Here is a 25,115-nt window from a genome sequence, read left to right as displayed (position 1 = left end):
CAAAAAACGGCGGGGAAACCCGCCGTTTTCATTTCCGATGATGTCTGGGCAGCAGCTTACACCAGCCGCGACTGCTCCACGGCCGCCTCGATGAAGCTGGCAAACAGCGGATGCGGCTCAAGCGGCCGGCTCTTCAGTTCCGGGTGGTACTGCACGCCGATGAACCACGGATGGTCGGGATATTCCACCGTTTCCGGCAGCACGCCATCCGGCGACATGCCGGCGAACTTCAGACCACACTCCTCCAGCCGCGCCTTGTAGTCGATATTGACCTCGTAGCGGTGGCGGTGACGCTCCGAAATGTCGGACGAGCCATAGATCGCGGCGATCTTGGACTCGGGCTCCAGCTTTGCCTCATAAGCGCCCAGCCGCATGGTGCCGCCCAGATCGCCGCTCGCCTTGCGCTTTTCGAGCATGTTGCCCTTGAGCCATTCGGTCATCAGGCCGACGACGGGCTCGTTGGTGGGACCGAACTCGGTGGAGGATGCCTTCTCCAGCCCCGCCAGCGAGCGCGCGGCCTCGATGCAGGCCATCTGCATGCCGAAACAGATGCCGAAATAAGGCACCTTGCGCTCGCGCGCGAACTTGGCGGCCAGGATCTTGCCCTCGGAGCCGCGCTCGCCGAAACCGCCGGGCACCAGAATGCCGTGCACCTTTTCGAGATAGGGCGCAGGGTCTTCCTTCTCGAAGATTTCCGACTCGATCCATTCGAGCTTGACGCGCACCCGGTTCGCCAGCCCGCCATGCGACAACGCCTCGATCAGCGACTTATAGGCGTCCTTGAGGCCGGTATATTTGCCCACCACGGCAATGGTGACCTCGCCTTCCGGGTTGTGGATGCGCTGCGCGACGGCCTCCCAGCGCTCCATGCGCGGCTTCGGCGCCGGGTCGATGCCGAACGCGGCCAGAACTTCCGAATCCAACCCTTCCTTATGGTAGGCCATCGGCACATCGTAGATGTGGCCGACGTCCAGCGCTTGGATGACGGCGGACTCGCGCACGTTGCAGAACAGCGAAAGCTTGCGGCGTTCTTCCTTCGGGATCTGCCGGTCGGCGCGCACCAGAAGGATGTCGGGAGCGATGCCGATGCCGCGCAATTCCTTCACCGAATGCTGGGTCGGCTTGGTCTTCAGCTCGCCCGCCGCCGGGATCCACGGCATCAGGGTGAGGTGCACATAGACCGCCTGCCCGCGCGGCAGATCGTTGCCGAGCTGGCGGATGGCCTCGAGGAACGGCATCGCCTCGATGTCGCCCGCCGTGCCGCCGATTTCGCACAGTACGAAATCGTAGTCGTCGTTGCCGTCGAGGATGAAGTTCTTGATCTCGTCGGTGACGTGGGGAATGACCTGCACGGTCGCGCCGAGGTAATCTCCACGGCGCTCCTTCTCGATGATGTTCTGGTAGATGCGCCCGGTGGTGATGTTGTCCTGCCTGTTGGCGGACCTGCCGGTGAAACGCTCGTAGTGGCCGAGATCGAGGTCGGTTTCGGCCCCGTCATCGGTCACGAACACCTCGCCATGCTGATACGGGCTCATCGTGCCCGGATCGACGTTGAGGTAGGGATCGAGTTTCTTGAGGCGCGCGCGATAGCCGCGCGCCTGCAACAGGGCTCCGAGAGCCGCAGATGCTATACCTTTGCCAAGCGAGGAAACCACGCCGCCAGTGATGAATACATATCGCGCCATGGGAACCATCGCTTAGCGCGGCCGGAACGATTCCGCCAGTGGAAAAACCCGCCGCATAAGGTTTTTTCCCGGCTTTGGTTTTGCAAGCAAAAAGGGCCGGCTCGAGCCGGCCCCTCGCCAGACTTCAGGAAACTGTCAGAGAACGACGACCTTGGTGCCCGTCTTTACACGCCTGTAAAGGTCCATCACATGGTCGTTGATCATCCGGAAGCAGCCGTTCGACGAGTTGGTGCCGATGGTCTGCGGCTGGTTGGTGCCATGGATGCGCAGATAGGTGTCCTTCTTGCCTTCGTAAAGGTAGATGGCGCGCGCACCCAGCGGGTTGTCGGGGCCGCCCGGCATGCCGTCCTTGTAACGGCCGTACTTGGCCGGCTCGCGCTGCTGCATCTCCTTGGTCGGGATCCAGCGCGGCCATTCCTGCTTGTCGCCGACGACCGTGGTGCCCTTGTACTGAAGCCCCTCGCGGCCGACGGCGATGGCGTAGCGGCGCGCGGTGAACGCCGATTCGACCAGATAGAGACGATGCGCGCTGGTGTCGATGACGATGGTGCCGGCCTCATAGCCGGTGAAATTCACCTGCTGCGGCTCGAATTCCGGCTTCACGTTGAACTTCTTCTTTGCCTGACGCTCCTGCAGCACCGAATCGAGGGCGCGGGTTTCGGGCAGATAGGCAATGCTGCTGCCGGCAGATGAACTGGACCCGAACAGGCCCGTCAGCAAGCCGCCGCGGCGCTGCTGGACCTCACGCGATTCGCTGCGCAGCTCGCCGTTGTTTCCCGTGCGGGCAATGGACAACGCATCCGCCGACAGCGGCTCCCGAACCTCCTCCACCTTGGCCTGGACGACGGCCTTGGCCGGAATGGCACGCGCGGGTTCCGGCTTTTCGGTGCGGGCCGTTCTGCTCTGGTTGCGCTTCTCGAGGAATTCCTTGCGGGCGGCTTCGGACTTCGCCTTGGCAGCTTCGCGCATGGCCAGCTTCCTGGCCTCGATCGCCTTGGCGCGCGCCGCGGCCTGCTCGATCTTGACCTGTTTTTCCAGTTCCTTGATGCGGGCCAGGTCCTCGTCGGTCGGCTTCTTCTTCTTCTTCCGCTTCAAGGTCCTCAGTTCCGCGCTTGCGCTCTTGGCGGCCACTTCCACGACATCGGTCACGGCGGGCGCCTTCGGGGCTGCGGTGGCGGCAAGCGGGGCGGCATGGGCCGGGCCACCCACGAACATCGTGGCGCACAGGCTCATCAAAATGAAGCTGCGAAGCTGCATGGCGAAAATCCGATCAGAAATGCTGTTGCCTGCGGCCTGGCCCGCGGTCCTCCAACGGGCGGCCATCGCCGTAGCTATAGTCGATTGGCCGGCCCCTGCTCAAGCGCGGCCGCGCACCTTGCCCGGCAAATCGTCGTGATGGAATGCATTTGCGGCAACTGTGGTCAAACGATCACAGTTGCCGCAACGTCAATCGGAAAACCGAAGCGGTTTAGTTGTTGGGAACCTGCGGCTGCGCAGGCTGGGCGCCTTCGGTCGGCGCGGGCACCGCGGCCGGGTCCGAGGAGGCCGGTGCCGAAGGCGCTGCATTGTCCGAAGCGGCCGGGGCCTCCGGCGCGACCTGGCCAGGAAGCTGGTCGAGGACGCCCTGCTGGGCAGGCGCGTTCTGCTGCTGGGTGGCGGCGGGAACGCGATCCAGAATATCGGTCGGCTTGGTGCCGTAGCGGGCAATGAGCGACAGGCCGAGCGAAGTGACGAAGAAGGCCGCGGCAAGAATCGCCGTGGTGCGCGTCAGCGCGTTGGCGGCACCGCGCGCGGTCATGAAGCCGGAGCCTCCGCCAATGCCCAGGCCTCCACCTTCCGAACGCTGAACCAGCACCACGCCAACCAGGGCGAGCACGATCATGAGGTGGATGACGATAAGTACGGTTTCCATGGGTCTACCTTGGCAATGCCTGTCGGCCGCTTGCGCGACGGCTCTTTGGAGGCGGCTCAATACAACGCTTTGATGGCATTTCCAAGTCCGCGCCCGGAATAAGGCTTCGGCCATCCATATAGGAAAGGAATTGGCCGGCCGCCATGCGGCGGATCACAACTGTTCGTAGGCTACCGCGATGCCGAGGAAATCGGCCGCCTTGAGGCTCGCGCCGCCCACCAGCGCGCCGTCGACATTGTCGACGCCGAGCAGTTCCACGGCGTTGGAAGGCTTGACCGAGCCGCCGTAGAGAATGCGCATGCCCTTGGCGCCCTCGCCCAGCTTGTCCACTAGCCGCGCGCGGATATGGGCATGCGCCTCGGCCACATCGTCGGCGGTCGGGGTAAGTCCCGTGCCGATGGCCCAGACAGGCTCATAGGCGACGATGGTGTTGGCCGCCGTGGCGCTGTCCGGCACGGAGCCGTCGATCTGCCGCGACAGCACGTCCAGCGTCTCGCCGGCCTGCCGCTGGGCATTGGTTTCACCGATGCAGACAACGGCGACGAGCCCTGCCCGCCATGCGGCCTCGGCCTTGGCGCGAACCGTCGCGTCGTCCTCGCCATGGTCGGTGCGGCGCTCGGAATGGCCGATGATGACATGGCTGGCGCCGGCGTCCTTCAGCATCTCGGCCGAGATGTCGCCGGTGTGGGCGCCGCTCTCCTTGGGATGGCAATCCTCGCCGCCGGCGCGAACCGGGGTGCGGGCAAGGATTTCGGCCGCACGCGCCAGAAGCGTGGCAGGCACGCAGATCAGCGCTTCCGTCTGCGCATCCAGCCCACGCATGAAACCGTCACCGATCGCTCTCAACTCATCGAGGGAAGCGCTGGTACCGTTCATCTTCCAGTTGCCCGCGACGAGCGGTCGAATTCCTGGCGTCATGTCTTTTTGATCTCCGACAGGTTCCATATGCGCGCCTTCAGTAGCAAAATCGGCCCACAAAGCAATCGACAGTGACGCCCAAGGAGGCTATTGCCCATGGGCCTTATCTGAAACCGGAAGTGAACATGCTCGACAGCCTGAGAAAAGCCGCGGGAACCTGGGTCGCCAAAACTTTGCTCCTCATACTGGTGCTGAGCTTTGCCGTTTGGGGTATCTCCGGCCAGGTTACAGGCGTCGGCGGTCACGAATCCGTGGTCAAGGTCGGCGGCACATCCGTGTCCGTCAATGAATACCGGCTGGCATACGATCGCCAGATCAATGCGCTGTCGCAGCAGTTCGGCCAGCGTCTGACGCAGGAGCAGGTCAATGCGCTGGGGCTCGACCAGCAGGTGCTGGCCCAGCTCGTATCGGGCGCCCTTCTGGACGAGCAGGCCCGCAAGATGGGCCTCGGCATCTCGCAGGACCGGCTTGCCTCGCTGACGCACGAAGACCCGGCCTTCCGCGGCCCCGGCGGACAATTCGACCGCCAGATGTTCGACTATGTGCTGCGCCAGGTCGGCATGCGGCCGGAAGATTATCTCCACAACCGCTCGCAGGTGGCCAAGCGCCAGCAGATCATCGAGGCGGCGACCGATGGCCTGAAAGTGCCGGACACCTTCCTCAAGGCCTTTGCGCTCTACCAGGGCGAGGACCGCACGGTGGACTATCTGGTGCTGCCGAAATCGCTGGTCGAGCCGATCGCCGCGCCGTCCGACGCCGACCTTTCTGCGTATTTCGAGGAAAACAAGCAGAGCTATGCGGCGCCCGAATTCCGCAAGTTCTCCTATGTGCGGCTCGAGCCGGAAGACATCATGGATGTCAGCTCCATCAGCGACCAGCAGGTGGCCGAGGATTACGAGAAGAACAAGGCGCTCTTCACCACGCCCGAAACGCGCAAGATCGAACAGATCGTGTTCGCCTCAGAGCAGGATGCCCAGACGGCGCGCGATTCGATCAACAGCGGCGCAACCTTCGACAAGGTCTATGCCGCGCAGGGCAAGACCGAAGCCGATATCCAGCTCGGCACCTTGTCGAAGGACAAGATTGCCGACCAGGCAGTGGCCGAGGAAGCCTTCGCGCTTGGCCTCAACGAGGTGAGCAATGTGGTCAAGGGTACGTTCGGCCCGGTGCTGCTGCGGGTCACCGAAATCAACCCCGAAGTTGTGAAGCCGCTTGCCGAGGTCACCGACCAGATCCGCAAGGACCTTGCGCTCAGCGAGGCCAACCGCGTGCTGCTCGACGTGCACGACGCCTACGAGGACGCACGCGCCGGTGGCGATTCCATGGAGGAAGCCGCGTCCAAGCAGCGCCTGAAGGTGGTGTCGATCGAGGCGATCGACCGCTCCGGCCGAGGCCCCGATGGAAACGTCCTGCGCGACCTGCCTGAATCAGCCAATCTGATCCGCGCCGTCTTCGAGGCGGAAACCGGCATGGAGAACGACAGCCTCACCACCGCCAATGGCGGCTACCTCTTCTACGAGGTCAATTCCGTCACTCCGGCCCGTGACCGCACGCTCGATGAGGTGCGCGATCGCGTCGTCGCCGACTGGACCGCCCAGGAAACGGAAAAGAAGCTGCAGGCCAGGGCCGAAGAGTTGAAGAAGCGCGTGGAGGATGGCGCGGAACTGGAAGCCATCGCCTCCGAGCTTTCTCTGGAAAAGCAGACCAAGCGCGGTCTGAAGCGCTCCGCCGACGACGCCGATTTCGGCCGCGAAGGTGCCGCCGAGATGTTCGACGTCGGTGAAGGCGGATCGGGCATCGTGGCCGCGCCCACCGGCGACGCGCAGATCCTGTTCAAGGTCGCGCAGGTGGTCGAGCCGGCCGGCGCGGATGCCAGCACGGTACCGGACGATGTGCGCAACTCGTTCGCGTCGGGCCTGTCCGGCGACCTGCTCGACCAGCTCGTGGCCCAGCTTCAGACCCAGTACCAGGTCGAGATCGATCAGGTCGCCATATCGCAGGCGCTGACCCGATGAGCGCATTGAAGCCTTTCATCGCCAGTGTCGCCGCAGGCAGGCCGCTGAGCTTCGAGGAGGCCCGCGAGGCGTTCGACATCATCATGTCGGGCGATGCCACGCCCGGCCAAATCGGCGGCTTCCTGATGGCGTTGCGCGTGCGCGGGGAAACGGTGAGCGAGATTTCCGGCGCGGTCGCCACCATGCGCGACAAGATGCTGCGCGTTTCGGCGCCCGCTGCTGCCATCGACATCGTGGGAACCGGCGGCGACGGCTCGCACAGCGTCAACATCTCCACCGCTTCCGCCTTCGTCACCGCCGCCTGCGGCGTGCCGGTCGCCAAGCATGGCAATCGCGGCCTGTCGTCCCTGACCGGCACGGCGGATGTCTTGACCAGGCTCGGCGTCAACATCGAGCTCGCGCCCGATGCGATCGGCCGCTGCGTCGAGCAGGCCGGCATCGGCTTCATGTTCGCCCCCTCCCACCATCCGGCCATGAAGCATGTCGGTCCGATCCGCGTGGAACTGGGAACCCGGACCATCTTCAACCTGCTCGGCCCGCTTACCAATCCCGCCGGCGTCGGACGCCAGCTTGTCGGCGTGTTCGCGCCGGAATGGGTCTTGCCGGTGGCCGAGGCTCTGAAAACCCTCGGCTCCGCCCATGTCTGGGTGGTGCATGGCGACGGCTATGACGAAATCACCGCCACCGGCGAAACGCATGTGGCGGAACTGGCAGGCGGCGAAATCCGCAGCTTTACCCTCACTCCGGAGGCGCTGGGCTTTGAACGCCACAGCAAGGAAGCGTTGCGAGGCGGCGATTCGGAGTTCAACGCGGCCGCCCTGCGCAAGGTGCTGTCCGGCGCGCCGGGCGCCTATCGCGATACGGTGCTGATGAATGCCGGCGCGGGCCTGGTCGTTGCCGATCAGGTGACGACACTGGCGGATGGCGTCGCCAAGGCCAGAGAGGCCATCGACAGCGGCCGCGCCATGGTGGTGCTTGACAGACTGGTCGAGGTTTCCAACGCTTAGCCATGTCCGATATTCTGCGTAAGATCGAAGCCTACAAACGCGATGAGATCGCCGCCGCGAAAGCGCGGGTTTCTCTGGACGAGCTCAAGGCGCGCGCCGCCGGACTGGAAAGGCCGCGCGGCTTTCTGGCCGCGCTGGAGGCCCGCAACCACGACGGCCAGTTTGCGCTGATCGCCGAGATCAAGAAGGCAAGTCCCTCGCGGGGGCTGATCCGGCCCGATTTCGACCCGCCCTCCCTCGCTCGCGCCTATGAGGCAGGCGGCGCAGCCTGCCTTTCCGTGCTGACCGATGCGCCGTCCTTCCAGGGCGCGCCGGAATATCTGACCGCGGCGCGCGATGCGGTATCGCTTCCGGCACTGCGCAAGGATTTCCTGTTCGACACCTATCAGGTGCATGAGGCGCGCGCCTGGGGCGCGGATGCCATCCTCGTCATCATGGCCAGCGTCGACGACGACATGGCGCGTGCGCTGGAGGAGACGGCCTTCTCCCTCGGCATGGACGCGCTGATCGAGGTGCATGACGAGGAAGAGATGGAGCGGGCCCTGCACCTCTCCTCCCGCCTCATCGGCATCAACAACCGCAATTTGCGTACCTTCGAGACGACGCTGGAAACCTGCGAGCGGCTGGCGTCCATGGTTCCGTCCGACCGGATGCTGGTCGGCGAAAGCGGCATCTTCACCAATGAGGACTGCAAGCGGCTGGCCGCGAGCGGCATCGGCACGTTCCTGGTGGGCGAAAGCCTGATGCGGCATGAGGACGTCGCCACGGCAACGCGTGTCCTGCTCGGTCTCGACGCCGAGGAGGCATTGACGACGTGAGCGACACCCCATCTGCGGCGGGGTCCCGCCTCACCCATATCGGGGCTTCGGGCGAAGCCCATATGGTCGACGTCGGGGAGAAGGCCGAAACCGTGCGCACCGCCGTCGCCGAAGGCAGCGTGCGCATGCAGCCCGCCACGCTTGCCATGATCCTCGAAGGCAATGCCAGGAAGGGCGACGTGCTGGGCACGGCCCGCATCGCAGGCATCATGGCCGCCAAGAAGGCGCATGAACTCATTCCGCTCTGCCATCCGCTGCTTCTGACCAAGGTGTCCGTGGACATCGAGGCGGATCCTGACCTGCCCGGTCTGCGGGTGCAGGCTCTGGCGCGCGTGACCGGCAAGACCGGCGTCGAAATGGAAGCGTTGACAGCGGCTTCCGTCGCCTGCCTCACCATCTACGACATGGCCAAGGCCGTGGATCGTGCCATGGTGATTTCCGAGATAAGGCTGGTTTCCAAGACGGGCGGGAAATCAGGCGACTATCAGTCAGGTGCATGACATGACGCTGGTTCCGCTGGAGACGGCGCTGGAGCGTCTTCTGGAGGACGCCCGCCCCCTGTCGGCCAGCGAAAGCGTGGCGCTGCACGAGGCTTACGGCCGGGTGCTGGCCGAACCGGTGGCGGCGCTGCGCACGCAGCCGCCTTTCGACGCCTCCGCCATGGATGGTTATGCCGTCCGGGGAGCAGACGCCGGCGTGGCCGGAAACCGGCTTTCGGTGATCGGCGAAGTCGCGGCCGGCGGCACCTTCCCCGGCACGGTCGGGGCCGGCGAATGCGTGCGCATCTTCACCGGAGCGCCCCTGCCTGCCGGTGCCGATACGGTCGTGATCCAGGAGGACGTGACCGTCGTCTCGCCCGGCATGGTCGAATTGCGCGAACCAACGAGAGCCGGCCGCAATGTCCGGGGCGCCGGGCTCGATTTCGTGGAAGGCGACCTGCTGATCGACAAGGGCCAGTTGCTTGGACCCAGTTCCCTGTCGCTCGCGGCTTCCGCCAATCATCCGCGCCTATGCGTGGTGAAGCGGCCGCTGGTCGCGATCATCGCTACGGGAGATGAATTGCGCGCACCCGGCAGCACGCTCGGACCCGGCCAGATCATTTCTTCCAACGCCTATGGTGTCGCCGCCCTAGCGCGCGCCGCAGGTGCCGAGGTGCTCGATCTCGGCATCGCGCCCGACAGCAGGGATGCAATCGCCGCGCTGGTGAAGAAGGCCGTTGCCGCCGGTGCCGACGTCATCGTCACGCTCGGCGGCGCATCGGTGGGCGATCACGACCTCGTCCACGAGGTGCTGACCGGCGAGGGCATGACGCTCGACTTCTGGAAGATCGCCATGCGCCCCGGAAAGCCACTGATGTTCGGCCGGATGGGCGACATCAGGTGCATCGGCCTGCCCGGAAATCCCGTCGCCAGCCTCGTATGCTCGCAGCTCTTCCTGAAACCCCTGCTTGCCCGCCTCGGCGGAAGGCCGTTCCGGCAGGACATGCGTACGGCCCGGCTCGGTGCCAGAATGCCCGCCAACGACCGCCGCCAGGACTATGTTCGCGCCCGCATCGACGAGTTGGACGGCGAACTCGTCGCCACGCCCTTCGACCTGCAGGACTCGTCCATGCTGCGCGTACTGGCCGCCTCGGGCGGCCTCATCGTGCGCGCGCCCTTCGCCCCCGCATCGGACGCCGGCGAGGCCTGCCAGGTGCTGATGCTCGGCTGACCCGCAAGCGATCGCAGCGGGGCGAGGGTTTATAAACCCTGAATCCATTCACTAAACTTTAAACGGTTGCGGAACACAAATGGAACAGATAGTGTTTGTTCCGGGTTTGTTTTCCGATTCTGGATTCGCCGCTGCCGGGGGAGCCGATGCTGACGCGCAAGCAACATGAACTGCTTCTCTTCATTCATGAGAGAATGAAGGAAAGTGGCATTCCGCCTTCATTCGACGAAATGAAGGACGCGCTCGATCTTGCCTCCAAGTCGGGCATCCATCGGCTCATCACCGCGTTGGAAGAGCGCGGTTTCATCCGCCGCCTGCCCAATCGTGCGCGAGCGCTTGAAGTGTTGCGCCTGCCCGATTCCATCGCGCCGGGTCTCCACACGGCAAGGAAGTTTTCGCCCAGCGTCATCCAGGGCAGCCTGGGGCAACCGCCGAAGGACGTGCGCCGGCCACAGTTGGCCAGCAATGACGACGATGCCGGGGCGGCGGTCTCCATTCCGGTCATGGGGCGGATCGCCGCCGGTGTGCCGATCGACGCCATCCAGCACAAGACGCACTCCATCTCCGTTCCGCCGGAAATGCTCTCCGGCGGCGAGCATTACGCGCTGGAGGTCAAGGGCGACTCGATGATCGAGGCCGGCATATTCGACGGCGATACCGTCATCATCCGTAACGGCAACACGGCGACGCCCGGCGACATAGTGGTGGCGCTGGTGGATGACGAAGAAGCCACCTTGAAGCGCTTCCGCCGCAAGGGTGCATCGATCGCGCTGGAGGCCGCCAATCCGGCCTATGAAACCCGGATTTTCGGGCCGGACCGGGTGAAGGTGCAGGGCAGACTGGTCGGGCTCATCCGCCGTTACTGAACAAGGTCACAGCAACCAAACGACGGGCGAATGCTGAGAACTTGCGCCTCGCCTTAAGGGGAAGCGGGACCGCCTTCCGGATTGTTCTGGTGATGAAGTGTCGGATGATGATGCATTCGATGACGATCCATGGACTATTGGAAAAACATTTTCTAACAATTAGATAGATGCTTTTTCTAACGAGCGATTGAGGCGAAATCCGATTGCCGGCAACCAGTTGGAGAGGTGCCGGTCTTCCTGTGCGCAAGCACCAACCGGACCAGGGCCGGCTCCATAGGCGTTATCGCCGAGGTATTGGCGGCTTGAAGCCGGTCTATCCCAGGAGGCTATTCCGCCGGTTCTTCGGAGAACGCTTCTCCCCCGATGTCTTCCGCCATGCCGGCAGGTTTATCCGCGACGTTGCCAAGCTCCTCTTCCGCAACGGCGGTTGCTTTGGTGCCGGATGCTTTCCGCTCGTAGGGCGGCAGGCCCCTCGCCTCCCGTGAGTACCGGCGCTGGTCGTGCCAGGGACGGTAGCTGCCTTCGATGGCAAAGCGCACTTCGGCCGGCCGCCCGCTAAGCTCGGGGTCGCTCGTCACGAAAAGCACTTCGGCGCTGCCCTTTTGGGCCAACTGGCGGCGCGTGACGACGGCTACCCGCCTGTCGCGGCACGGATTTCGTGCCGTGGCATCCTCGATCACGATGAGACTTGCATGAGCGCATGCCCGGCGCGCCGTATCCATATCCGGGGCCTGTACGACCAGCGCGCCTGACGGATGACGTGCCAGACACAGCTTTTCGGCACATGCGAAGCCCTCCTCTTTCCCCGAACGGTCGGTACTCGCAGTGATTTCCCCAAGAAGGGCGCCTATATCCTTGTCCTTCAGTTGCCTCGGCCGAAACACAGTCTCGGCGTCCAGCGCCCGTCTCCAATTGTCGATGGTAAAGGCGTTCGGTCGCGGCCGGTTGGCCGCGATCCGGTCGCTTCCCATGGCGACGGCAACCAGCCTCGCATCCTCCGAAATCAGCACGTCGGGTGCGCGCGCCCCACCCAATGTCGCCAGGCTCGCCACAGCGAAAGGCAACGCGGCCAGCCGCAGCCAGGTGGTGGTCATGGTCGCAATCACCAGCGCGACCGTCGCCAGTGCCACGGACCCGGCGGATATCAGCCCGACCGCATCGATCGGCGACATGTCGGCGATCCGCTCGGACAGGACGATCACCACGGTCAATCCCTTGCCCATCACCTGCAGCAGCGGGCCGTCCAGGCCGAAAGGCATGGCGAGCGAGGCAAACACCGCAAAAGGCATGACGATGATCGAAACGATCGGCATGACCGCGAGATTGGCCACGAGGCTGAGCGGTGCGACGCGCTGGAAATGCCACGCCGCATAAAGCGTCGTCGCCGCGCCCGCCACCACCGAGGTCGCGGCCAGCCCCACCATCATGACCGCGAAGCGATGCGCCAGCGCACCCGGGAGCGAGCGTTTGGGCGGCATGCCGGACGAAAGCCGGCTGGCGCGGTAATCCGACCACGCCGCATAGGCGCCCACCAGCGCCGCCGTCGCCGCAAACGACATTTGGAAACTGGGGCCCACCACCTCATGCGGCGTGACGAGAATGACGACGATTGCCGAAATGGCGAGATTGCGCATGGTGAGCGCGCTTCGGTCGAACAACAGCGCCACCAGCATCACCGCCAGCATGATGAAGGAACGCACCGCCGCAACGACCATGCCGGAAATCAGCAGATAGGCGACAATGGCGAACAGGGCCGCCAGCGCGGCATATTTCTTGACCGGATGGCGCGAGGCGAAATCCGGAAACAGCGCGAACAGGCCACGCATCAACCCCATCACCGTGCCGGCCACCAGCGCCATGTGCAGGCCGGATATGGAAATGATGTGATAGATGCCGGTCTTGCGCATCGCCTCGTTGATTTCTTCGGGGATGCCGGCGCGCACGCCAACGATCAGGGCCGCCGCGATTTCGCCCTCTGGCCCGCCGATGCTGTGCCTGATCCGGTCGGCGATCGATTGCCGCGCCTGCTCGATGGCCGCGCCGATACGCGCACCGGTCGAAGCCGGGCCGGCGGCAGCCGACAGTTCAGGCCCCGACAGGAAAAAGCCGCTGGCGCCGATGCCGCCGAAATAGCTGGCAAAGGAGGTGTCATAGCTGTCGGGCCGAATTGGGCCGCTGGGCGGCAAAAGCCGCACAAGCCCCGTCACTTCGGAGCCGGGGCCAATGTCCGCCGGCAGCTTGCGGGCGGAAGTGCGCACGCGTTGCGGCTGATAGCGCAGTTTCGGGCGCTCGGTGGAGAGGACATCGATGGTAAGCCGCTTGCAGCCGCTGGCCATGTCCTCCACGGTCACGACCCGCCCCGTCAGCCGCACGGTAATGTCCGTGCCCAGCATGCGCGTTCCCATGCGCCAGGTTTCCAGCTTCGAAACAGCCAGCCCGGCAAGGCACAGCAGCAGCGCCAGCAGGCACAGGTGAAGCAGGTAGCGTCGCCGTGCAGCCCAGGCGAGTGCCCCCAGAACAGCAATGATGCCAAGCAGCGGCGTCCAGTCCGGCTCGAAGGCCAGCGAAAAATAGGCAAGCACGCCGATGGAAAGAAAAACCGGCACGAGAAGGAAGCAGGCGCCCCGCTCCTGCTCCAGCACCAAGGCCTGGATCGCAGCCTGCCAGAGCCCGCGCGCCGAAAAGCCATGGAGCAGCGGCTTCGCAACTTGCGGCACCGGCGTGCTTGCCGATGCTGGGTCATCACAATAAGCCGGCGTGGAATAGCTTGAGGGTTCCGGCGCCTGTGGAGCCGGTGCCAGGGCCATGTTCTGCAAGACAAAAAGATTGCGCTCACTGACATCGAGCGGCGCGTTTGCCGCGTCTTTGCCGCCCGCCGACGATAAAGTCACCGGCTCTCCCCTTGCACCCCTGACCTCCTATGGTACATGAACGCGCAAACTGCGAAAGCCCGCCGGGCGGCTTTCGCCACCGCGCGAGAAATGAATGTCTGAGAAGGTCGTCACCCGCTTCGCTCCCTCGCCCACGGGTTTCCTGCATATCGGCGGCGCACGCACCGCGTTGTTCAACTGGCTCTATGCCAAACACGCCGGCGGCACGATGCTGCTGCGCATCGAGGACACCGACCGGGAGCGCTCCACCGAAGCTGCCACCGCGGCCATCCTCGAGGGGCTGACCTGGCTCGGCCTCACCTGGGAGGGCGAGCCCGTTTCGCAATACCAGCGCGCTGCCCGCCACCGCGAGGTGGCCGAGGAACTGGTGCGCCTGGGCAAGGCCTACTATTGCTATGCCACCCCGGCGGAACTGGAGGCGATGCGCGAGAAGGCCCGCGCCGAGGGCCGCCCACCCCGCTATGACGGCCGCTGGCGCGACCGCGATCCGTCCGAGGCGCCCGCAGGTGCCAAGGGGGCGATCCGCATCAAGGCGCCCATCGACGGCGAAACCGTGGTGCATGACCTCGTGCAGGGCGAGGTGCGCTTTCCGAACAAGGATCTCGACGATTTCATCATCCTGCGCTCCGATGGCAACCCCACCTACATGCATGCCGTGGTGGTGGACGACCACGACATGGAGGTGACCCATATCATCCGTGGCGACGACCATCTGACCAATGCGGCGCGCCAGACCGTCATCTATGACGCCATGGGCTGGCAGGTGCCGAAAATGGCGCATATACCGCTGATCCACGGCGCGGACGGCGCGAAACTGTCCAAGCGCCATGGCGCGCTGGGCGTCGAGGCCTATCGGGCCATGGGCTATCTGCCCGAGGCGCTGCTGAACTATCTTGCCCGCCTCGGCTGGAGCCATGGCGACGACGAGGTGATGTCCATCGAGCAGATGATCTCCTGGTTTGACATCAAGGACGTCAACAAGGGTGCGGCGCGCTTCGATTTCGCCAAGCTGGAGGCGCTGAACGGCGTGCACATGCGCGCCATGGATGACGCCAGGCTGACCGACGCCTTGCTGGCCACCCTGCCCTATCTGCCCGAAGGCGAGCAGCTGGCGTCCCGCTTCGACGAACCGGCCAGAGACCGGCTGGTGAAGGCCATGCCGGGCTTGAAGGAACGCGCCAAGACGCTGGTCGAACTGGCTGACAACACCTATTACCTGACGGCAAGCCGCCCCCTTCAGCTCGATGAGAAGGCGGTCGCCATATTGGACGCCGACGCCAGGGCTGTGCTCAAGGCGGTTGCGGAACGATTCCAGGGCCTTGGCGAGTGGAATGCCCAGTCGACCGAGGCGGCGGTTCGCGACTATGCGCAAACTTCTGGATTGAAGCTCGGCAAGATCGCGCAACCGCTGCGGGCCGCCCTGACCGGCCGCAGCACCTCGCCCGGCGTGTTCGACGTGCTCGAGGTGCTCGGACGTGGAGAGAGTCTCGCGCGCATCCAGGATCAAATCGATTAGGGTTCGCAACGACGAAAAAATGGCATTGAAAGGCTTGTTTTGCGGTGCAACATTAGCGCGCGGGCCGACCGGCCCGGCACCTTATAAAGGCTGCATTTTCGAACATTCCCGTGCTGTTGGATTTTGCATCGCAAGATGATTTTTTGCCGCTTGGGCATGAGACTTGACAAGGAGTTTGCAATGACCGGATCGACTGCGAAACTGGAACTTGGCGGCAAAACTCACGAGCTCAATGTGCGAAGTGGGACGATCGGGCCGGATGTCATCGACATAGGTGCGCTCTACTCCACCACCGGCGCCTTCACCTACGATCCCGGCTTCACCTCCACGGCAAGCTGCGAATCGCAGATCACCTTCATCGACGGTGACGCCGGTATCCTTCTGCATCGCGGCTACCCCATCGACCAGCTCGCCGAGCACGGCGATTTCCTCGAAGTCTGCTACCTGCTGCTTTACGGGGATCTGCCGACCAAGGCGCAGAAGGAGGATTTCGACTACCGCATCACGCGCCACACCATGGTGCATGAGCAGATGACGAAGTTCTTCACCGGCTTCCGCCGCGACGCTCACCCGATGGCGGTGATGTGCGGCGTGGTCGGCGCGCTGTCAGCCTTCTACCACGACTCCACCGACATTTCCGACCCGCACCAGCGCATGGTGGCTTCCATGCGCCTGATCGCCAAGATGCCGACCATCGCGGCCATGGCCTACAAGTACCATATCGGCCAGCCGTTCATGTATCCGAAGAACGACCTGAACTTCGCGGCCAACTTCCTGCACATGTGCTTTGCCGTGCCGTGCGAGGAGTACAAGATCAATCCGGTGCTGGCCCGCGCCATGGAGCGCATCTTCATCCTGCACGCCGATCACGAGCAGAATGCCTCGACCTCGACCGTGCGCCTGGCCGGCTCCTCCGGCGCCAACCCCTTCGCCTGCATCGCCGCCGGCATCGCCTGCCTGTGGGGTCCGGCCCATGGCGGCGCCAACGAAGCCGCGCTCAACATGCTGGCCGAGATCGGCCATGTCGATCACATCCCCGAATTCATCAACCGCGCTAAGGACAAGAACGACCCGTTCCGCCTGATGGGCTTCGGCCATCGCGTCTACAAGAATTATGATCCGCGCGCCAAGATCATGCAGAAGACCGCGCATGAGGTGCTCGGTGAGCTCGGCATCAAGGACGATCCGCTGCTCGACATCGCCATGGAGCTGGAAAAGATCGCCCTCACCGACGAGTATTTCATCGAGAAGAAGCTCTATCCGAACGTCGATTTCTATTCCGGCATCACGCTCAAGGCGCTGGGCTTCCCCACCACCATGTTCACCGTGCTGTTCGCCGTGGCCCGCACCGTCGGCTGGATCGCCCAGTGGAAGGAAATGATCGAGGACCCGCGCCAGAAGATCGGCCGCCCGCGCCAGCTCTACACCGGCGCCACCGAACGGGACTACGTGCCGATCGCCAAGCGCTGATATCGGCACTCCTTGAAAAAAGGCCGCGGAAAAATCCCGCGGCCTTTTTTCGTGTCGTTGCGGACAGGTTGCTGGACCAGCGCCGTCAAATCGCGCTGGCGCGCTTGACCAGTTCGAGGACGGCATTTGCGGCAATCGCTCCCGCCGGCCGCTCGGTCACCATTCGCCGGCGAACCTCGGCAAAACCGTCCTTCTGCCAGGTCCGCATGCCGCCTTCCATAAAGAGGGCCTCGACCTGCCGCGCCAGCAATTGCGGCCGCACGAAACGGTCGTAGAATTCGGGCACGATGGCCCGGTCGGCAATCAGGTTCGGCAGCGAGGCCGACCAGATCTTGAGCAGCAGCGGTGCGACCGGCTTGATGATCGGATCCAGTTTGTAGCACGACACCATCGGCACGCCGGACAAGGCCAGTTCCAGCGAAACGGTGCCGGACGCGATCAGCGCCGCATCCGCTTCCGCGAAGGCCCGCCACTTGGCCTCGGGGTCGGCGGTAATCTCTGGCTTGAACTGCCAACCGGCAACCGTCTTTTCCACCATGGCGGCCACATGCGGCACGGTTGGCAGAAGCAGGCGCAGGCTGTGCCCCCGTTTGCGCAGTTCCGTTACGGTTTCGCCGAACGGCTCCAGCAGCCGGCCGACTTCCCCGCGACGTGAACCGGGAAGCAGAAGAAGCGTCTTGGTGCGATCCGGCGACAGGTCGCGCGGCCCATCCTGTCCGGCAGCCGCCCTGGCCACGCCGGGGTCCTGCGTCAACCTGTGGCCGACATAGGTGCCCGGCGGACCGCCGAGGCGGCCCAGTTCCTCCACTTCGAACGGCAGAATGCACAAGATGCGGTCGACATAGGGCCGCATCGCCGCCGCCCGCCCTTGCCGCCATGCCCACACGCTCGGGCAGACATAGTGGACGATCGGGATGGACGGCGCCGCCGCGCGGACCTTCTTCGCCACGCGCAGCGAGAAATCGGGGCTGTCGATGGTGATCAGGCAATCCGGCCCCGAGCCGGCAATCGCCGCCGCCGTCTGGCCGATACGGCGGATCAGGCGCGGCAGGTCGCGCACGATGGCACTGATGCCCATCAGCGCCACCTCGCCCGCATTGAACAGCGACTTCAAGCCCAGGCTTTCGAGATGGCGTCCACCGACGCCGATCAGCTCGACCTTGCGTCCCGTCGCCTGTTCGAGGGCACGGACCAGATCGGCGCCAAGCAGATCGCCCGATTCCTCGCCGGCAACAATGGCGATGCGCAGCGGGCGTTCCACCTTCATGCCGCGCCTCCTCGGGCGGCAGGGCCTTTCGGCGGCAGGCCAATGACGAAGAGGCCGAGCGCATCGGCGTGCGCGATCATTTCCGGCCCGTCCAGCACCAGCGAGTGCCCGGCCTCGACTGCGATCCCGGCGAGGCCGGCCGCATGCGCTCCCTCCACCGTACGCGGGCCAATGGACGGCAGGTCGGTACGCGCCTCCTGTCCGGGCTTGGCGCATTTGACCAACACGCCGCGCTGCTTCCCCGCAAGGCGGCCGTGGCCGCGCAGGTCCCTGACCCGCTCCAGCATGGCGTCGGTGCCTTCTATGCCTTCGAGCGCAATGGCACGGCCGCCGATCGCCACCGCGCCCTGCCCGATATCGAGCGCTCCGATGGTCTCGGCCGCCACGCGCGCGGCCTCAAGGTCACGCCAATCCTGGGCGGTGGGAGCAACCTTGCCGAACTGCCCCTCTACCGCCACCAGATCGGGCACGATCTGGTGCGCGCCGACCACCTTGAAGCCGCTGCCTTCCAGCCATTCGACGACGAACCGCAACAGCCCGTCGTCACCCTTGGCCATCGCCCGGATCAGCGCCGGAACAAAGCGCAGCAGGCCAAGGCCCGGCCGCATCGCGGCGATGCGCGGGCGGCGCTTGATCTCGCCCGCCATCACCACATGGGTGATACCGTGGCGGCGCAAGCGCGCGACGAGCGACGGGGCCTGTTCCAGTGCGATGATTTCGTGGTCGTAACGCTCGAGGCCGGCTTGCGGATCGGGCTCACCCTCGACCATGAGGACGAAAGGCCGTTTTCCATGCCGCTCCAGTTCCTCCGCGATGGCGCCCGGCAGATTGCCGCCCCCGGCAATGATGCCAATCCTGCTGTCAGGACCGTAGGCAGGCGCCCGGGATAGGCTCTCAGTCCTCGTCATCGCTGTCATCGCCGCCACCGCTCCTCAACGGCGGCACCGTATAGTGGCGCTTGCCCCGGCTGTCGATGAAATCGATGATCTTGAGAGCGGTCGGCGAACCGCCGAATTCGGCCTTGGCGGTTTCGATGTTCTCCGCAACCGGCCGGCTGGGATCGAACAGCGTGCGGTAGCAATGGCGCAGCAGATGGATTTCCGAGCGCGGCAGTCCGGAACGCTTGAGACCGACGATGTTGAGACCGCGCAGCTTGGCACGGTTGCCCACGGCAATGGCGAAGGGAATGACATCGCCCACCACGGCCGAGCAGCCGCCGATGAAGGCGTTGTTGCCGATGCGCACGAACTGATGCACGGCCGTCAGGCCGCCAATATTGACGTTGTCGCCGATCTCGCAATGGCCGCCCAGGGTCGCACCGTTGGCGAAAGTGACATTGCTGCCGACCACGCAATCATGGGCGATATGAGCGTAGGCGAGGAAATTACCGTTCTCGCCAACGATGGTCTCGCCACGGCTGGTGTCGGTGCCGGTGTGCATCGTCACGCCTTCACGGATCGTGCAGTTGGCGCCGATGATGAGCGTGGTGCGCCCGCCCTTGTGCTTGGCGTTCTGCGGCGGAGCGCCCAGCGTCGCCATGGGAAACACCTTGCTGCCCGCACCGATGGTGGTGGCGCCGAGCACGGACACATGGCCGACAAGCTCGACATTGTCCCCGATCGTCGCATCCGCGCTGACATGGCAGAATGGGCCGATGCGCACGCCCTCGCCGATCCGGGCACCGCTCTCGACGACGGCGGACGGATGTATGATCGTCTGGTTTTCCATTGGACCTCGTCAGTCGTTCTCGACCATCATCGCCGAGACTTCGGCTTCGGCGACCTTTGCGCCGTCCACGAGACCTTCGCAAGCGAATTTCAGGATATTGCCGCGTTTCTTGATCTTGCGCACATGAATGCGAAGCTGATCCCCCGGCACCACCGGCTTGCGGAACTTGGCGTTGTCGATGGTCATGAAATAGACCAGCGACGGCTTGTCGGCATTGGCAAGGCGAATGCAGATGGCACCGGCCGTCTGTGCCATGGCCTCGATGATGAGCACGCCCGGCATCACCGGCTGGCCGGGGAAATGGCCGAGGAAATGCGGCTCGTTGATGGTGACGTTCTTGACGCCGACAGCGGAATCGTCGCCGTCGATCTCGACGATGCGGTCGATCATCAGGAATGGATAGCGATGCGGCAGAAGCTTGAGCAGTTCCTGGATATCGACCGCTTCAAGCACGGTACCGGCAACGTCAGCCATTCTTATCCCCCTTCGAAGACTTGGTGAATGCACGGATGGCCGAAAGCTCGCGGAAGAAGTCGCGCATCGGCTGCGCCGGCATGCCCGCCCAGCGCTCGCCGGCGGGAATGTCGTACATCAGGCCCGAGGAGGCCGCCACCTGCACCCGGTCGCCCACCGTGATGTGGTCGGCGATGCCGACCCGCCCGCCCAGCATGACGAAGTCGCCTAGCGTGACCGAGCCCGAAATGCCGCATTGGCCGGCAATCACGCAGCCGCGTCCGATGCGCACATTGTGTGCGATCTGCACGAGATTATCGATCTTGGTGCCCTCGCCGATGATGGTGTCGGCCATGGCGCCGCGATCGACGGTGGTGTTGGAACCGATCTCGACATCGTCCTGGATGATGACACGGCCGATCTGCGGCATGCGCTCCGGGCCCTTGGCACCCGAAACGAAGCCGAACCCATCCTGGCCGACGCGCGCACCGCCATGGATGATGACGCGATTGCCGATCAGGGCATATTGGACGGCGACATTCGGCCCGATATAGCTGTCGCGGCCGATGCGGCACGAGGCACCGATCACCGCATTGGGCGCGACGACCGTGCCCGAGCCGATGGCAACGTCCGGGCCGACGACCGCGCCAGCCTCGATGATGGCGCCCGGCTCGATGGCGGCGGTCGGATCGATATGAGCCTGAGGAGAAATGCCGCGCTCGGAGGTCGATGGCGCCGGCGTCGCAGCCGCCGGAAACATCATCCGGCCGACGAAGGCGAACGCCTGCTGGGCGCGCGGATTGACCAGCACGGCCACGCCGGTGGGCGCCTTGTCGGCAAGCTCTATCGGGCAAAGCACGGCTGCGGCGCGCAGGTCAGCCATCAGCGACGCATGGCGCTTGCCTTCCACGAAGACCAACGCATTGTCACCGCCTTCGATGGCGGAAGCTATGGTTTCGATGACCGTATCGGCATAGGCCGGATTTGCCAGCGTGGATCCGGTCAAGGTGGCGACCTCACCCGCCGTATAGCGGCGTGACGGCACGAAAAACACCGGATCGGTCATTCCAGAGCACTATCCCGCTGGCGCGGACAGTCCGTTCCGGGCGCGATCGCCCGGAACCGCCGTCACCCGCTGTTTTAGAACCGCGTCGACATGCCGAAATTGAATTCCTGCACGTCGTCGGAGGATTCCTTGGCGACCGGAACCGCGTAGTCGATACGAAGCGGACCGAAGGGCGATGCCCACATCAGGCCGACGCCAACCGACGCCCGCCACTTCATGTCCGTTGAATCAGTGGCATACGTGGTTTTGTTGCCATAAAGCGTGGCTGCATCCGCGAACACCGCACCACGCAGGCCGAAGCTCTCCGGAATGACCGGCAGCGGGAACTGCGCTTCGGCAGAAGCGTGGAAATAGGTCGTTCCACCCAGATGGTCGTCCGTCCTATCATCATACGGGCCGATGCCGTTGTAATCGAAGCCACGAATAATGCGATCGTTGCTCTTGAAATGGTCGAACACACGCAGTTCGCGATCACCATAGCTCTGCACATGACCGGCACCGGCGGTCACGAGGCCGACGATATCCATCTCTTCCGACAGCGTCTGATAGACAGTCCCGCGAGCCGTGAACTTCACAAACTTGGCATCGCCGCCGGCACCGGCAACTTCTGTGCCGAAATTGGCATAGATGCCGTAGTGCGGGTTCTTCATATCATCGATCGTGTTGTACACCAGATTGGCACTAACCGATGACTTGACCCAGGTTCCATCCGCAACGGCTTCATGGATTGCCTGAGACAAGGGGCCGCAATTGGGAAGATCATAGCTGCCATCGGCCAGCGTGCAGCGATCACGATAATCGTACTTCTCTTCCGAGTAGTTGTAGGCGAGCTGCGTCGTGATGTTGTCGGTGATCGGCAGGCCGAAGCGCACCGTCGCGCCGGTGACCTCGCTCTCATACTTCTTGTATTCGCGCGTCGACTTGTAGATGTCGAAGCCGGCTGCGATACGGCGGCCGAGGAAATATGGCTCGGTGAACGACACCATGAAGTCGCGCGAATCCTTGCCGCCGCCGGCCGACAGGCGGATGTACTGGCCACGGCCGAGGAAGTTGCGCTCGGTGACCGAGCCCTGCACCGAAGCGCCGGGGGTGTCGCCGCCGGTCGAGTAACCGGCGCCGATCGAAAACTCGCCGGTCGACTTCTCGACGACGTCGACCACCAGCACGACCTGATCCGGTTCCGATCCCGGCGCGGTCGAAATCTCGACGCGCTCAAAGTAATCAAGGGCTTCGATGCGCTTCTTCGCGCGCTGCACCAAAACCTGATTGAAGGCATCGCCCTCGCTCAGGTCGAACTCGCGACGGATGACATAGTCGCGGGTGCGGCTGTTGCCGCGGATATCGATGCGCTCGATATAGGCCTTGGCGCCCTGATCGATGGTATAGACCACCGAGATGGTGCGGTTCTCGAAATTGCGGTCGCCGCGCGGGGTGACCTGCGCGAAGGCATAGCCGCGCTCGGCAACGCGCTCGGTCAGCGCGATCAGCGTGTCCTCGACGGCCTTGGCGCTGTAGACCGAGCCCGAGCGGGTCTGCACCTGCGACTGCAGCGAATTGGCGTCGATCTCCGGGATCGAGCTGTCGACGCTGACATCGCCGAAGGTGTAACGCTGGCCTTCATCGACCGTAATGGTCACCGTATACTGGTTGGAAGCCTCGTCCAGCTCGCCGAACGACGACACCACCTGGAAGTCGGCATAACCGCGATTGTAATAGAAGCGGCGCAGCAGCTCCTCGTCCGCGCGCAGCTTGTCCTCGCTGTAAACGTCGTCGCGCAGCATGAATGACAGGAAGTTCGAGCGCTTGGTGTTGATGACGTCGGCCAGACGACGGCTGCTGAATGCCTGGTTGCCGACGAAATTGACGGCGGCGATCTTGGTGCGGCCGCCTTCGTTGACGTTGAAGACGACGTTCACGCGGTTGTCGCCCAGATCCATGATCTGGCTGGTGACGTTGGCATCCTCACGACCGACGCGCCGGTACGCATCCTTGATCGCCTCGATGTCGGCATCCACCGCCGCCTGCGAATAGGGGCTGCGCGGCTTCAGCTGGACGGCAGCCGAGAGCTGGGCGTCCTTGACCTTCTTGTTGCCCTGGAAGATCACCTGGTTGACGATCTGGTGCTCGGAAACCGTGACGACCAGCGAAGAACCAACCTGGTTGATGCGCACGTCGGAGAACATGCCGGTTCCGAACAGGGTCTTCACCGCCTCGTCGACATCGGCGCTGGAGAAGGTGCGGCCGGGCTTGATCGCGATCTGGTTGCGAATCGTGTCGGCATCGACGCGCGAGTTTCCGCGCACCTCGATCCGGTTGACCACGGCAGCCTCAGCGGCGGAAACAGACATCAACTGTACGGTGAACGCGCCTGGAACAACCAGCGCGGCGGACAAAGCCGCCGCGGAAGCGGCGCTCAAAAACTTGGATGCTGCCTTCATCGGGCTATATTACCTTCTCGTATTCCACGGCGAGAAACCGGACGCGCGGTCGAATTTCCATACCGTATTAACCGGATTTTCCCTACACGCAAGGCTTCTGGTTAATTAGTGTTTACTTGGCTCGCCAGCGTTGCTTTCGCGTCACGCATATCCCCAGCCATGGTAAATGGCTTCTCAACGCCCCACCCCCGTGACCAGAATTTGTTCATGATTTCAACAGCCGAACAGGTCGTTCCAGAACACGAAGCCCATGAAGCCGAGGACCAGTAGCATTCCCACCCGGTAGACGGCCTCCATCATGCGCTCCGAAACCGGACGCCGCATGACCACCTCCATGGCGTAGAACAGCAGGTGACCGCCGTCCAGCGGCGGAATCGGCAGGAGATTCAATATGCCGATGCCGACAGACAGCAGCGCGACCAACTGCACCAGCCAGTCGAAGCCAAGCCTGGCGGCCTGTGCCGACATGCCGGCGATCTTCACCGGCCCGCCGAGCTGGCACTTGTCCTCCCGCCCGACCGCGAATCGCTTCATGAACTGGCCGGTCCGCTCGATGATATGGCCGGTTTCGCGCACGGCGGCGCCGAGCGCCTCCGGCGGGGTGTAGGTGATCAGGCGCGGCTGGCCGAGTTCCTGGTTGTTCACCACGCCGATGACGGCGACCTTGATCTTGTTGCCGAGCGCATCTTCCTGCTCCATCAGCTGCGGGGTCGCCGTGAGGCTCACTTCGCGCCCATCCCGCAGCATGACGAAGGTCAGCGCATCGCCGGCCCGGCCGGAGACCAGCCGCTGCACATCGGCAAAGGTTTCCACCCGTTCGCCATTGACGCTGACGAATCGATCTCCCGGCATGATCCCGGCGGCTTGGGCCGGGCTGCCGGCATTGACCGTGGCCACCATCGGCTCGGCCACATAGCGGCCGTAGATGGAAAACATCACCGCGAACACGGCGATGGTAAGCAGGAAATTGAACAGCGGCCCGGCAAAGACCGTCGCCGCGCGCTTCCATACGGACTGCGTGTGGAAGGCGATGCGGCGCTGGGCCTCGTTGAGGCCGTCGTCGGCGTCCGTCGGGCTCGACGTGACGCTCATGTCCCCGACGAACTTCACATAGCCGCCGAGCGGAATGGCGCACAGTTTCCAGCGCGTGCCGCGCCGGTCGTTGAAGCCGAGCAATTCGGGCCCGAAACCGATGGAGAAGGCCTGCACGCCGATGCCGCAGGCCCGCCCGACCAGATAGTGCCCCATCTCATGCACGAACACGACGACGGTCAGCACGAACAGGAACGGCACCACGGTGCCGATGAGGAAGCCTTCGGTGCTGAACAGCGCCTGGAAAAGTTCGTTCAAATCAA

The 25,115-nt window shown here is 64.1% G+C and carries 20 protein-coding genes; 8 read left to right on the top strand and 12 right to left on the bottom strand.

Going from position 1 to position 25,115, the window contains the following annotated elements:
* Positions 1-56 precede the first annotated feature (56 nt).
* From pyrG to tpiA, 4 genes are all read right to left on the bottom strand, one after another.
* On the bottom strand, positions 57-1,685 hold the full coding sequence (pyrG, locus tag ABID37_RS02315; protein WP_354192381.1) for a CTP synthase: 1,629 nt from the start codon (positions 1,683-1,685) through the stop codon (positions 57-59).
* A gap of 135 nt (positions 1,686-1,820) precedes the next feature.
* The gene (locus ABID37_RS02310; RefSeq protein WP_354192380.1) at positions 1,821-2,942 is read right to left on the bottom strand and encodes a L,D-transpeptidase; all 1,122 of its coding nucleotides are present in this window, start codon (positions 2,940-2,942) and stop codon (positions 1,821-1,823) included.
* A 211-nt stretch (positions 2,943-3,153) separates the two neighbouring features.
* A complete protein-coding gene (gene secG, locus ABID37_RS02305) occupies positions 3,154-3,597 on the bottom strand; it encodes a preprotein translocase subunit SecG (RefSeq protein WP_354192379.1) in 444 nt (147 codons plus the stop codon).
* A 153-nt stretch (positions 3,598-3,750) separates the two neighbouring features.
* Entirely contained in the window at positions 3,751-4,515 is a 765-nt protein-coding gene (tpiA, locus tag ABID37_RS02300) for a triose-phosphate isomerase (RefSeq protein ID WP_354192377.1), read from the bottom strand.
* Positions 4,516-4,640: 125 nt separating this feature from the next.
* On the opposite strand from tpiA, the gene ABID37_RS02295 reads away from it, so the two are divergent.
* The 6 genes from ABID37_RS02295 (at position 4,641) to lexA (ending at position 10,931) form a co-directional block, all read left to right on the top strand.
* On the top strand, positions 4,641-6,530 hold the full coding sequence (locus ABID37_RS02295; RefSeq protein WP_354192376.1) for a SurA N-terminal domain-containing protein: 1,890 nt from the start codon (positions 4,641-4,643) through the stop codon (positions 6,528-6,530).
* Positions 6,527-7,537: an anthranilate phosphoribosyltransferase gene (trpD, locus tag ABID37_RS02290; RefSeq protein ID WP_354192375.1), complete on the top strand. Its 1,011-nt coding sequence runs from the start codon at positions 6,527-6,529 to the stop codon at positions 7,535-7,537. Before ABID37_RS02295 ends, trpD begins: the two co-directional genes overlap by 4 nt.
* 2 nt (positions 7,538-7,539) lie before the next feature.
* The gene (gene trpC / locus ABID37_RS02285) at positions 7,540-8,355 is read left to right on the top strand and encodes an indole-3-glycerol phosphate synthase TrpC (RefSeq protein WP_354192374.1); all 816 of its coding nucleotides are present in this window, start codon (positions 7,540-7,542) and stop codon (positions 8,353-8,355) included.
* A complete protein-coding gene (moaC, locus tag ABID37_RS02280; protein WP_354192373.1) occupies positions 8,352-8,855 on the top strand; it encodes a cyclic pyranopterin monophosphate synthase MoaC in 504 nt (167 codons plus the stop codon). Before trpC ends, moaC begins: the two co-directional genes overlap by 4 nt.
* Before the next feature lies 1 nt (position 8,856).
* Positions 8,857-10,065 (top strand): molybdopterin molybdotransferase MoeA, encoded by a 1,209-nt coding sequence (locus ABID37_RS02275; RefSeq protein ID WP_354192372.1) that lies wholly within the window; start codon positions 8,857-8,859, stop codon positions 10,063-10,065.
* Between the two features lie 146 nt (positions 10,066-10,211).
* Positions 10,212-10,931 (top strand): transcriptional repressor LexA, encoded by a 720-nt coding sequence (lexA, locus tag ABID37_RS02270; protein WP_354192371.1) that lies wholly within the window; start codon positions 10,212-10,214, stop codon positions 10,929-10,931.
* Positions 10,932-11,257: 326 nt separating this feature from the next.
* Here lexA and ABID37_RS02265 read toward each other — a convergent pair whose 3' ends face one another.
* Positions 11,258-13,822: a ComEC/Rec2 family competence protein gene (locus tag ABID37_RS02265; protein WP_354192370.1), complete on the bottom strand. Its 2,565-nt coding sequence runs from the start codon at positions 13,820-13,822 to the stop codon at positions 11,258-11,260.
* A 94-nt stretch (positions 13,823-13,916) separates the two neighbouring features.
* Between ABID37_RS02265 and gltX the strand changes: the two genes are divergently transcribed.
* On the top strand, positions 13,917-15,338 hold the full coding sequence (gene gltX, locus ABID37_RS02260; protein ID WP_354192368.1) for a glutamate--tRNA ligase: 1,422 nt from the start codon (positions 13,917-13,919) through the stop codon (positions 15,336-15,338).
* A gap of 180 nt (positions 15,339-15,518) precedes the next feature.
* The gene (gltA, locus tag ABID37_RS02255) at positions 15,519-16,808 is read left to right on the top strand and encodes a citrate synthase (RefSeq protein WP_354192366.1); all 1,290 of its coding nucleotides are present in this window, start codon (positions 15,519-15,521) and stop codon (positions 16,806-16,808) included.
* Positions 16,809-16,893: 85 nt separating this feature from the next.
* Here the strand turns inward: gltA and lpxB are convergent, their stop codons facing one another.
* From lpxB to rseP, 7 genes are all read right to left on the bottom strand, one after another.
* Positions 16,894-18,075 carry a lipid-A-disaccharide synthase gene (gene lpxB / locus ABID37_RS02250; RefSeq protein ID WP_354192364.1) on the bottom strand — a complete coding sequence of 394 codons (1,182 nt, stop codon included), beginning with the start codon at positions 18,073-18,075 and terminating at the stop codon, positions 16,894-16,896.
* The gene (locus ABID37_RS02245; RefSeq protein ID WP_354192458.1) at positions 18,072-18,983 is read right to left on the bottom strand and encodes an LpxI family protein; all 912 of its coding nucleotides are present in this window, start codon (positions 18,981-18,983) and stop codon (positions 18,072-18,074) included. The genes lpxB and ABID37_RS02245 overlap by 4 nt, the downstream gene beginning before the upstream one ends.
* Positions 18,970-19,803: an acyl-ACP--UDP-N-acetylglucosamine O-acyltransferase gene (gene lpxA / locus ABID37_RS02240; protein WP_354192363.1), complete on the bottom strand. Its 834-nt coding sequence runs from the start codon at positions 19,801-19,803 to the stop codon at positions 18,970-18,972. Before lpxA ends, ABID37_RS02245 begins: the two co-directional genes overlap by 14 nt.
* Positions 19,804-19,812: 9 nt before the next feature.
* Positions 19,813-20,277: a 3-hydroxyacyl-ACP dehydratase FabZ gene (fabZ, locus tag ABID37_RS02235; protein ID WP_354192362.1), complete on the bottom strand. Its 465-nt coding sequence runs from the start codon at positions 20,275-20,277 to the stop codon at positions 19,813-19,815.
* Positions 20,270-21,322, bottom strand: coding sequence for a UDP-3-O-(3-hydroxymyristoyl)glucosamine N-acyltransferase (gene lpxD / locus ABID37_RS02230; RefSeq protein ID WP_354192361.1), 1,053 nt, complete (start codon positions 21,320-21,322; stop codon positions 20,270-20,272). Before lpxD ends, fabZ begins: the two co-directional genes overlap by 8 nt.
* Before the next feature lie 74 nt (positions 21,323-21,396).
* Entirely contained in the window at positions 21,397-23,760 is a 2,364-nt protein-coding gene (bamA, locus tag ABID37_RS02225) for an outer membrane protein assembly factor BamA (protein WP_354192360.1), read from the bottom strand.
* Between the two features lie 213 nt (positions 23,761-23,973).
* Positions 23,974-25,110, bottom strand: a complete 1,137-nt coding sequence (gene rseP, locus ABID37_RS02220; RefSeq protein WP_354192359.1) for an RIP metalloprotease RseP — start codon at positions 25,108-25,110, stop codon at positions 23,974-23,976.
* Positions 25,111-25,115 lie beyond the last annotated feature (5 nt).

The sequence above is a fragment of the Aquamicrobium terrae genome (assembly GCF_040545735.1).
GTDB classification, from domain to species: Bacteria; Pseudomonadota; Alphaproteobacteria; order Rhizobiales; family Rhizobiaceae; genus Mesorhizobium; species Mesorhizobium terrae_A.
The sequence above is the reverse complement of the archived record's forward strand: the minus strand, read 5'-3'. Positions and strand labels throughout refer to the sequence as shown.

Excerpts from the sequence above, each read along its gene's own strand:
- pyrG (WP_354192381.1), bottom strand. The coding sequence starts at position 1,685 with ATGGCGCGATATGTATTCATCACTGGCGGCGTGGTTTCCTCGCTTGGC.
- ABID37_RS02310 (WP_354192380.1), bottom strand. The coding sequence starts at position 2,942 with ATGCAGCTTCGCAGCTTCATTTTGATGAGCCTGTGCGCCACGATGTTC.
- secG (WP_354192379.1), bottom strand. The coding sequence starts at position 3,597 with ATGGAAACCGTACTTATCGTCATCCACCTCATGATCGTGCTCGCCCTG.
- tpiA (WP_354192377.1), bottom strand. The coding sequence starts at position 4,515 with ATGACGCCAGGAATTCGACCGCTCGTCGCGGGCAACTGGAAGATGAAC.
- ABID37_RS02295 (WP_354192376.1), top strand. The coding sequence starts at position 4,641 with ATGCTCGACAGCCTGAGAAAAGCCGCGGGAACCTGGGTCGCCAAAACT.
- trpD (WP_354192375.1), top strand. The coding sequence starts at position 6,527 with ATGAGCGCATTGAAGCCTTTCATCGCCAGTGTCGCCGCAGGCAGGCCG.
- trpC (WP_354192374.1), top strand. The coding sequence starts at position 7,540 with ATGTCCGATATTCTGCGTAAGATCGAAGCCTACAAACGCGATGAGATC.
- ABID37_RS02275 (WP_354192372.1), top strand. The coding sequence starts at position 8,857 with ATGACGCTGGTTCCGCTGGAGACGGCGCTGGAGCGTCTTCTGGAGGAC.
- lexA (WP_354192371.1), top strand. The coding sequence starts at position 10,212 with ATGCTGACGCGCAAGCAACATGAACTGCTTCTCTTCATTCATGAGAGA.
- gltX (WP_354192368.1), top strand. The coding sequence starts at position 13,917 with ATGTCTGAGAAGGTCGTCACCCGCTTCGCTCCCTCGCCCACGGGTTTC.
- gltA (WP_354192366.1), top strand. The coding sequence starts at position 15,519 with ATGACCGGATCGACTGCGAAACTGGAACTTGGCGGCAAAACTCACGAG.
- lpxB (WP_354192364.1), bottom strand. The coding sequence starts at position 18,075 with ATGAAGGTGGAACGCCCGCTGCGCATCGCCATTGTTGCCGGCGAGGAA.
- ABID37_RS02245 (WP_354192458.1), bottom strand. The coding sequence starts at position 18,983 with ATGACGAGGACTGAGAGCCTATCCCGGGCGCCTGCCTACGGTCCTGAC.
- lpxA (WP_354192363.1), bottom strand. The coding sequence starts at position 19,803 with ATGGAAAACCAGACGATCATACATCCGTCCGCCGTCGTCGAGAGCGGT.
- fabZ (WP_354192362.1), bottom strand. The coding sequence starts at position 20,277 with ATGGCTGACGTTGCCGGTACCGTGCTTGAAGCGGTCGATATCCAGGAA.
- lpxD (WP_354192361.1), bottom strand. The coding sequence starts at position 21,322 with ATGACCGATCCGGTGTTTTTCGTGCCGTCACGCCGCTATACGGCGGGT.
- bamA (WP_354192360.1), bottom strand. The coding sequence starts at position 23,760 with ATGAAGGCAGCATCCAAGTTTTTGAGCGCCGCTTCCGCGGCGGCTTTG.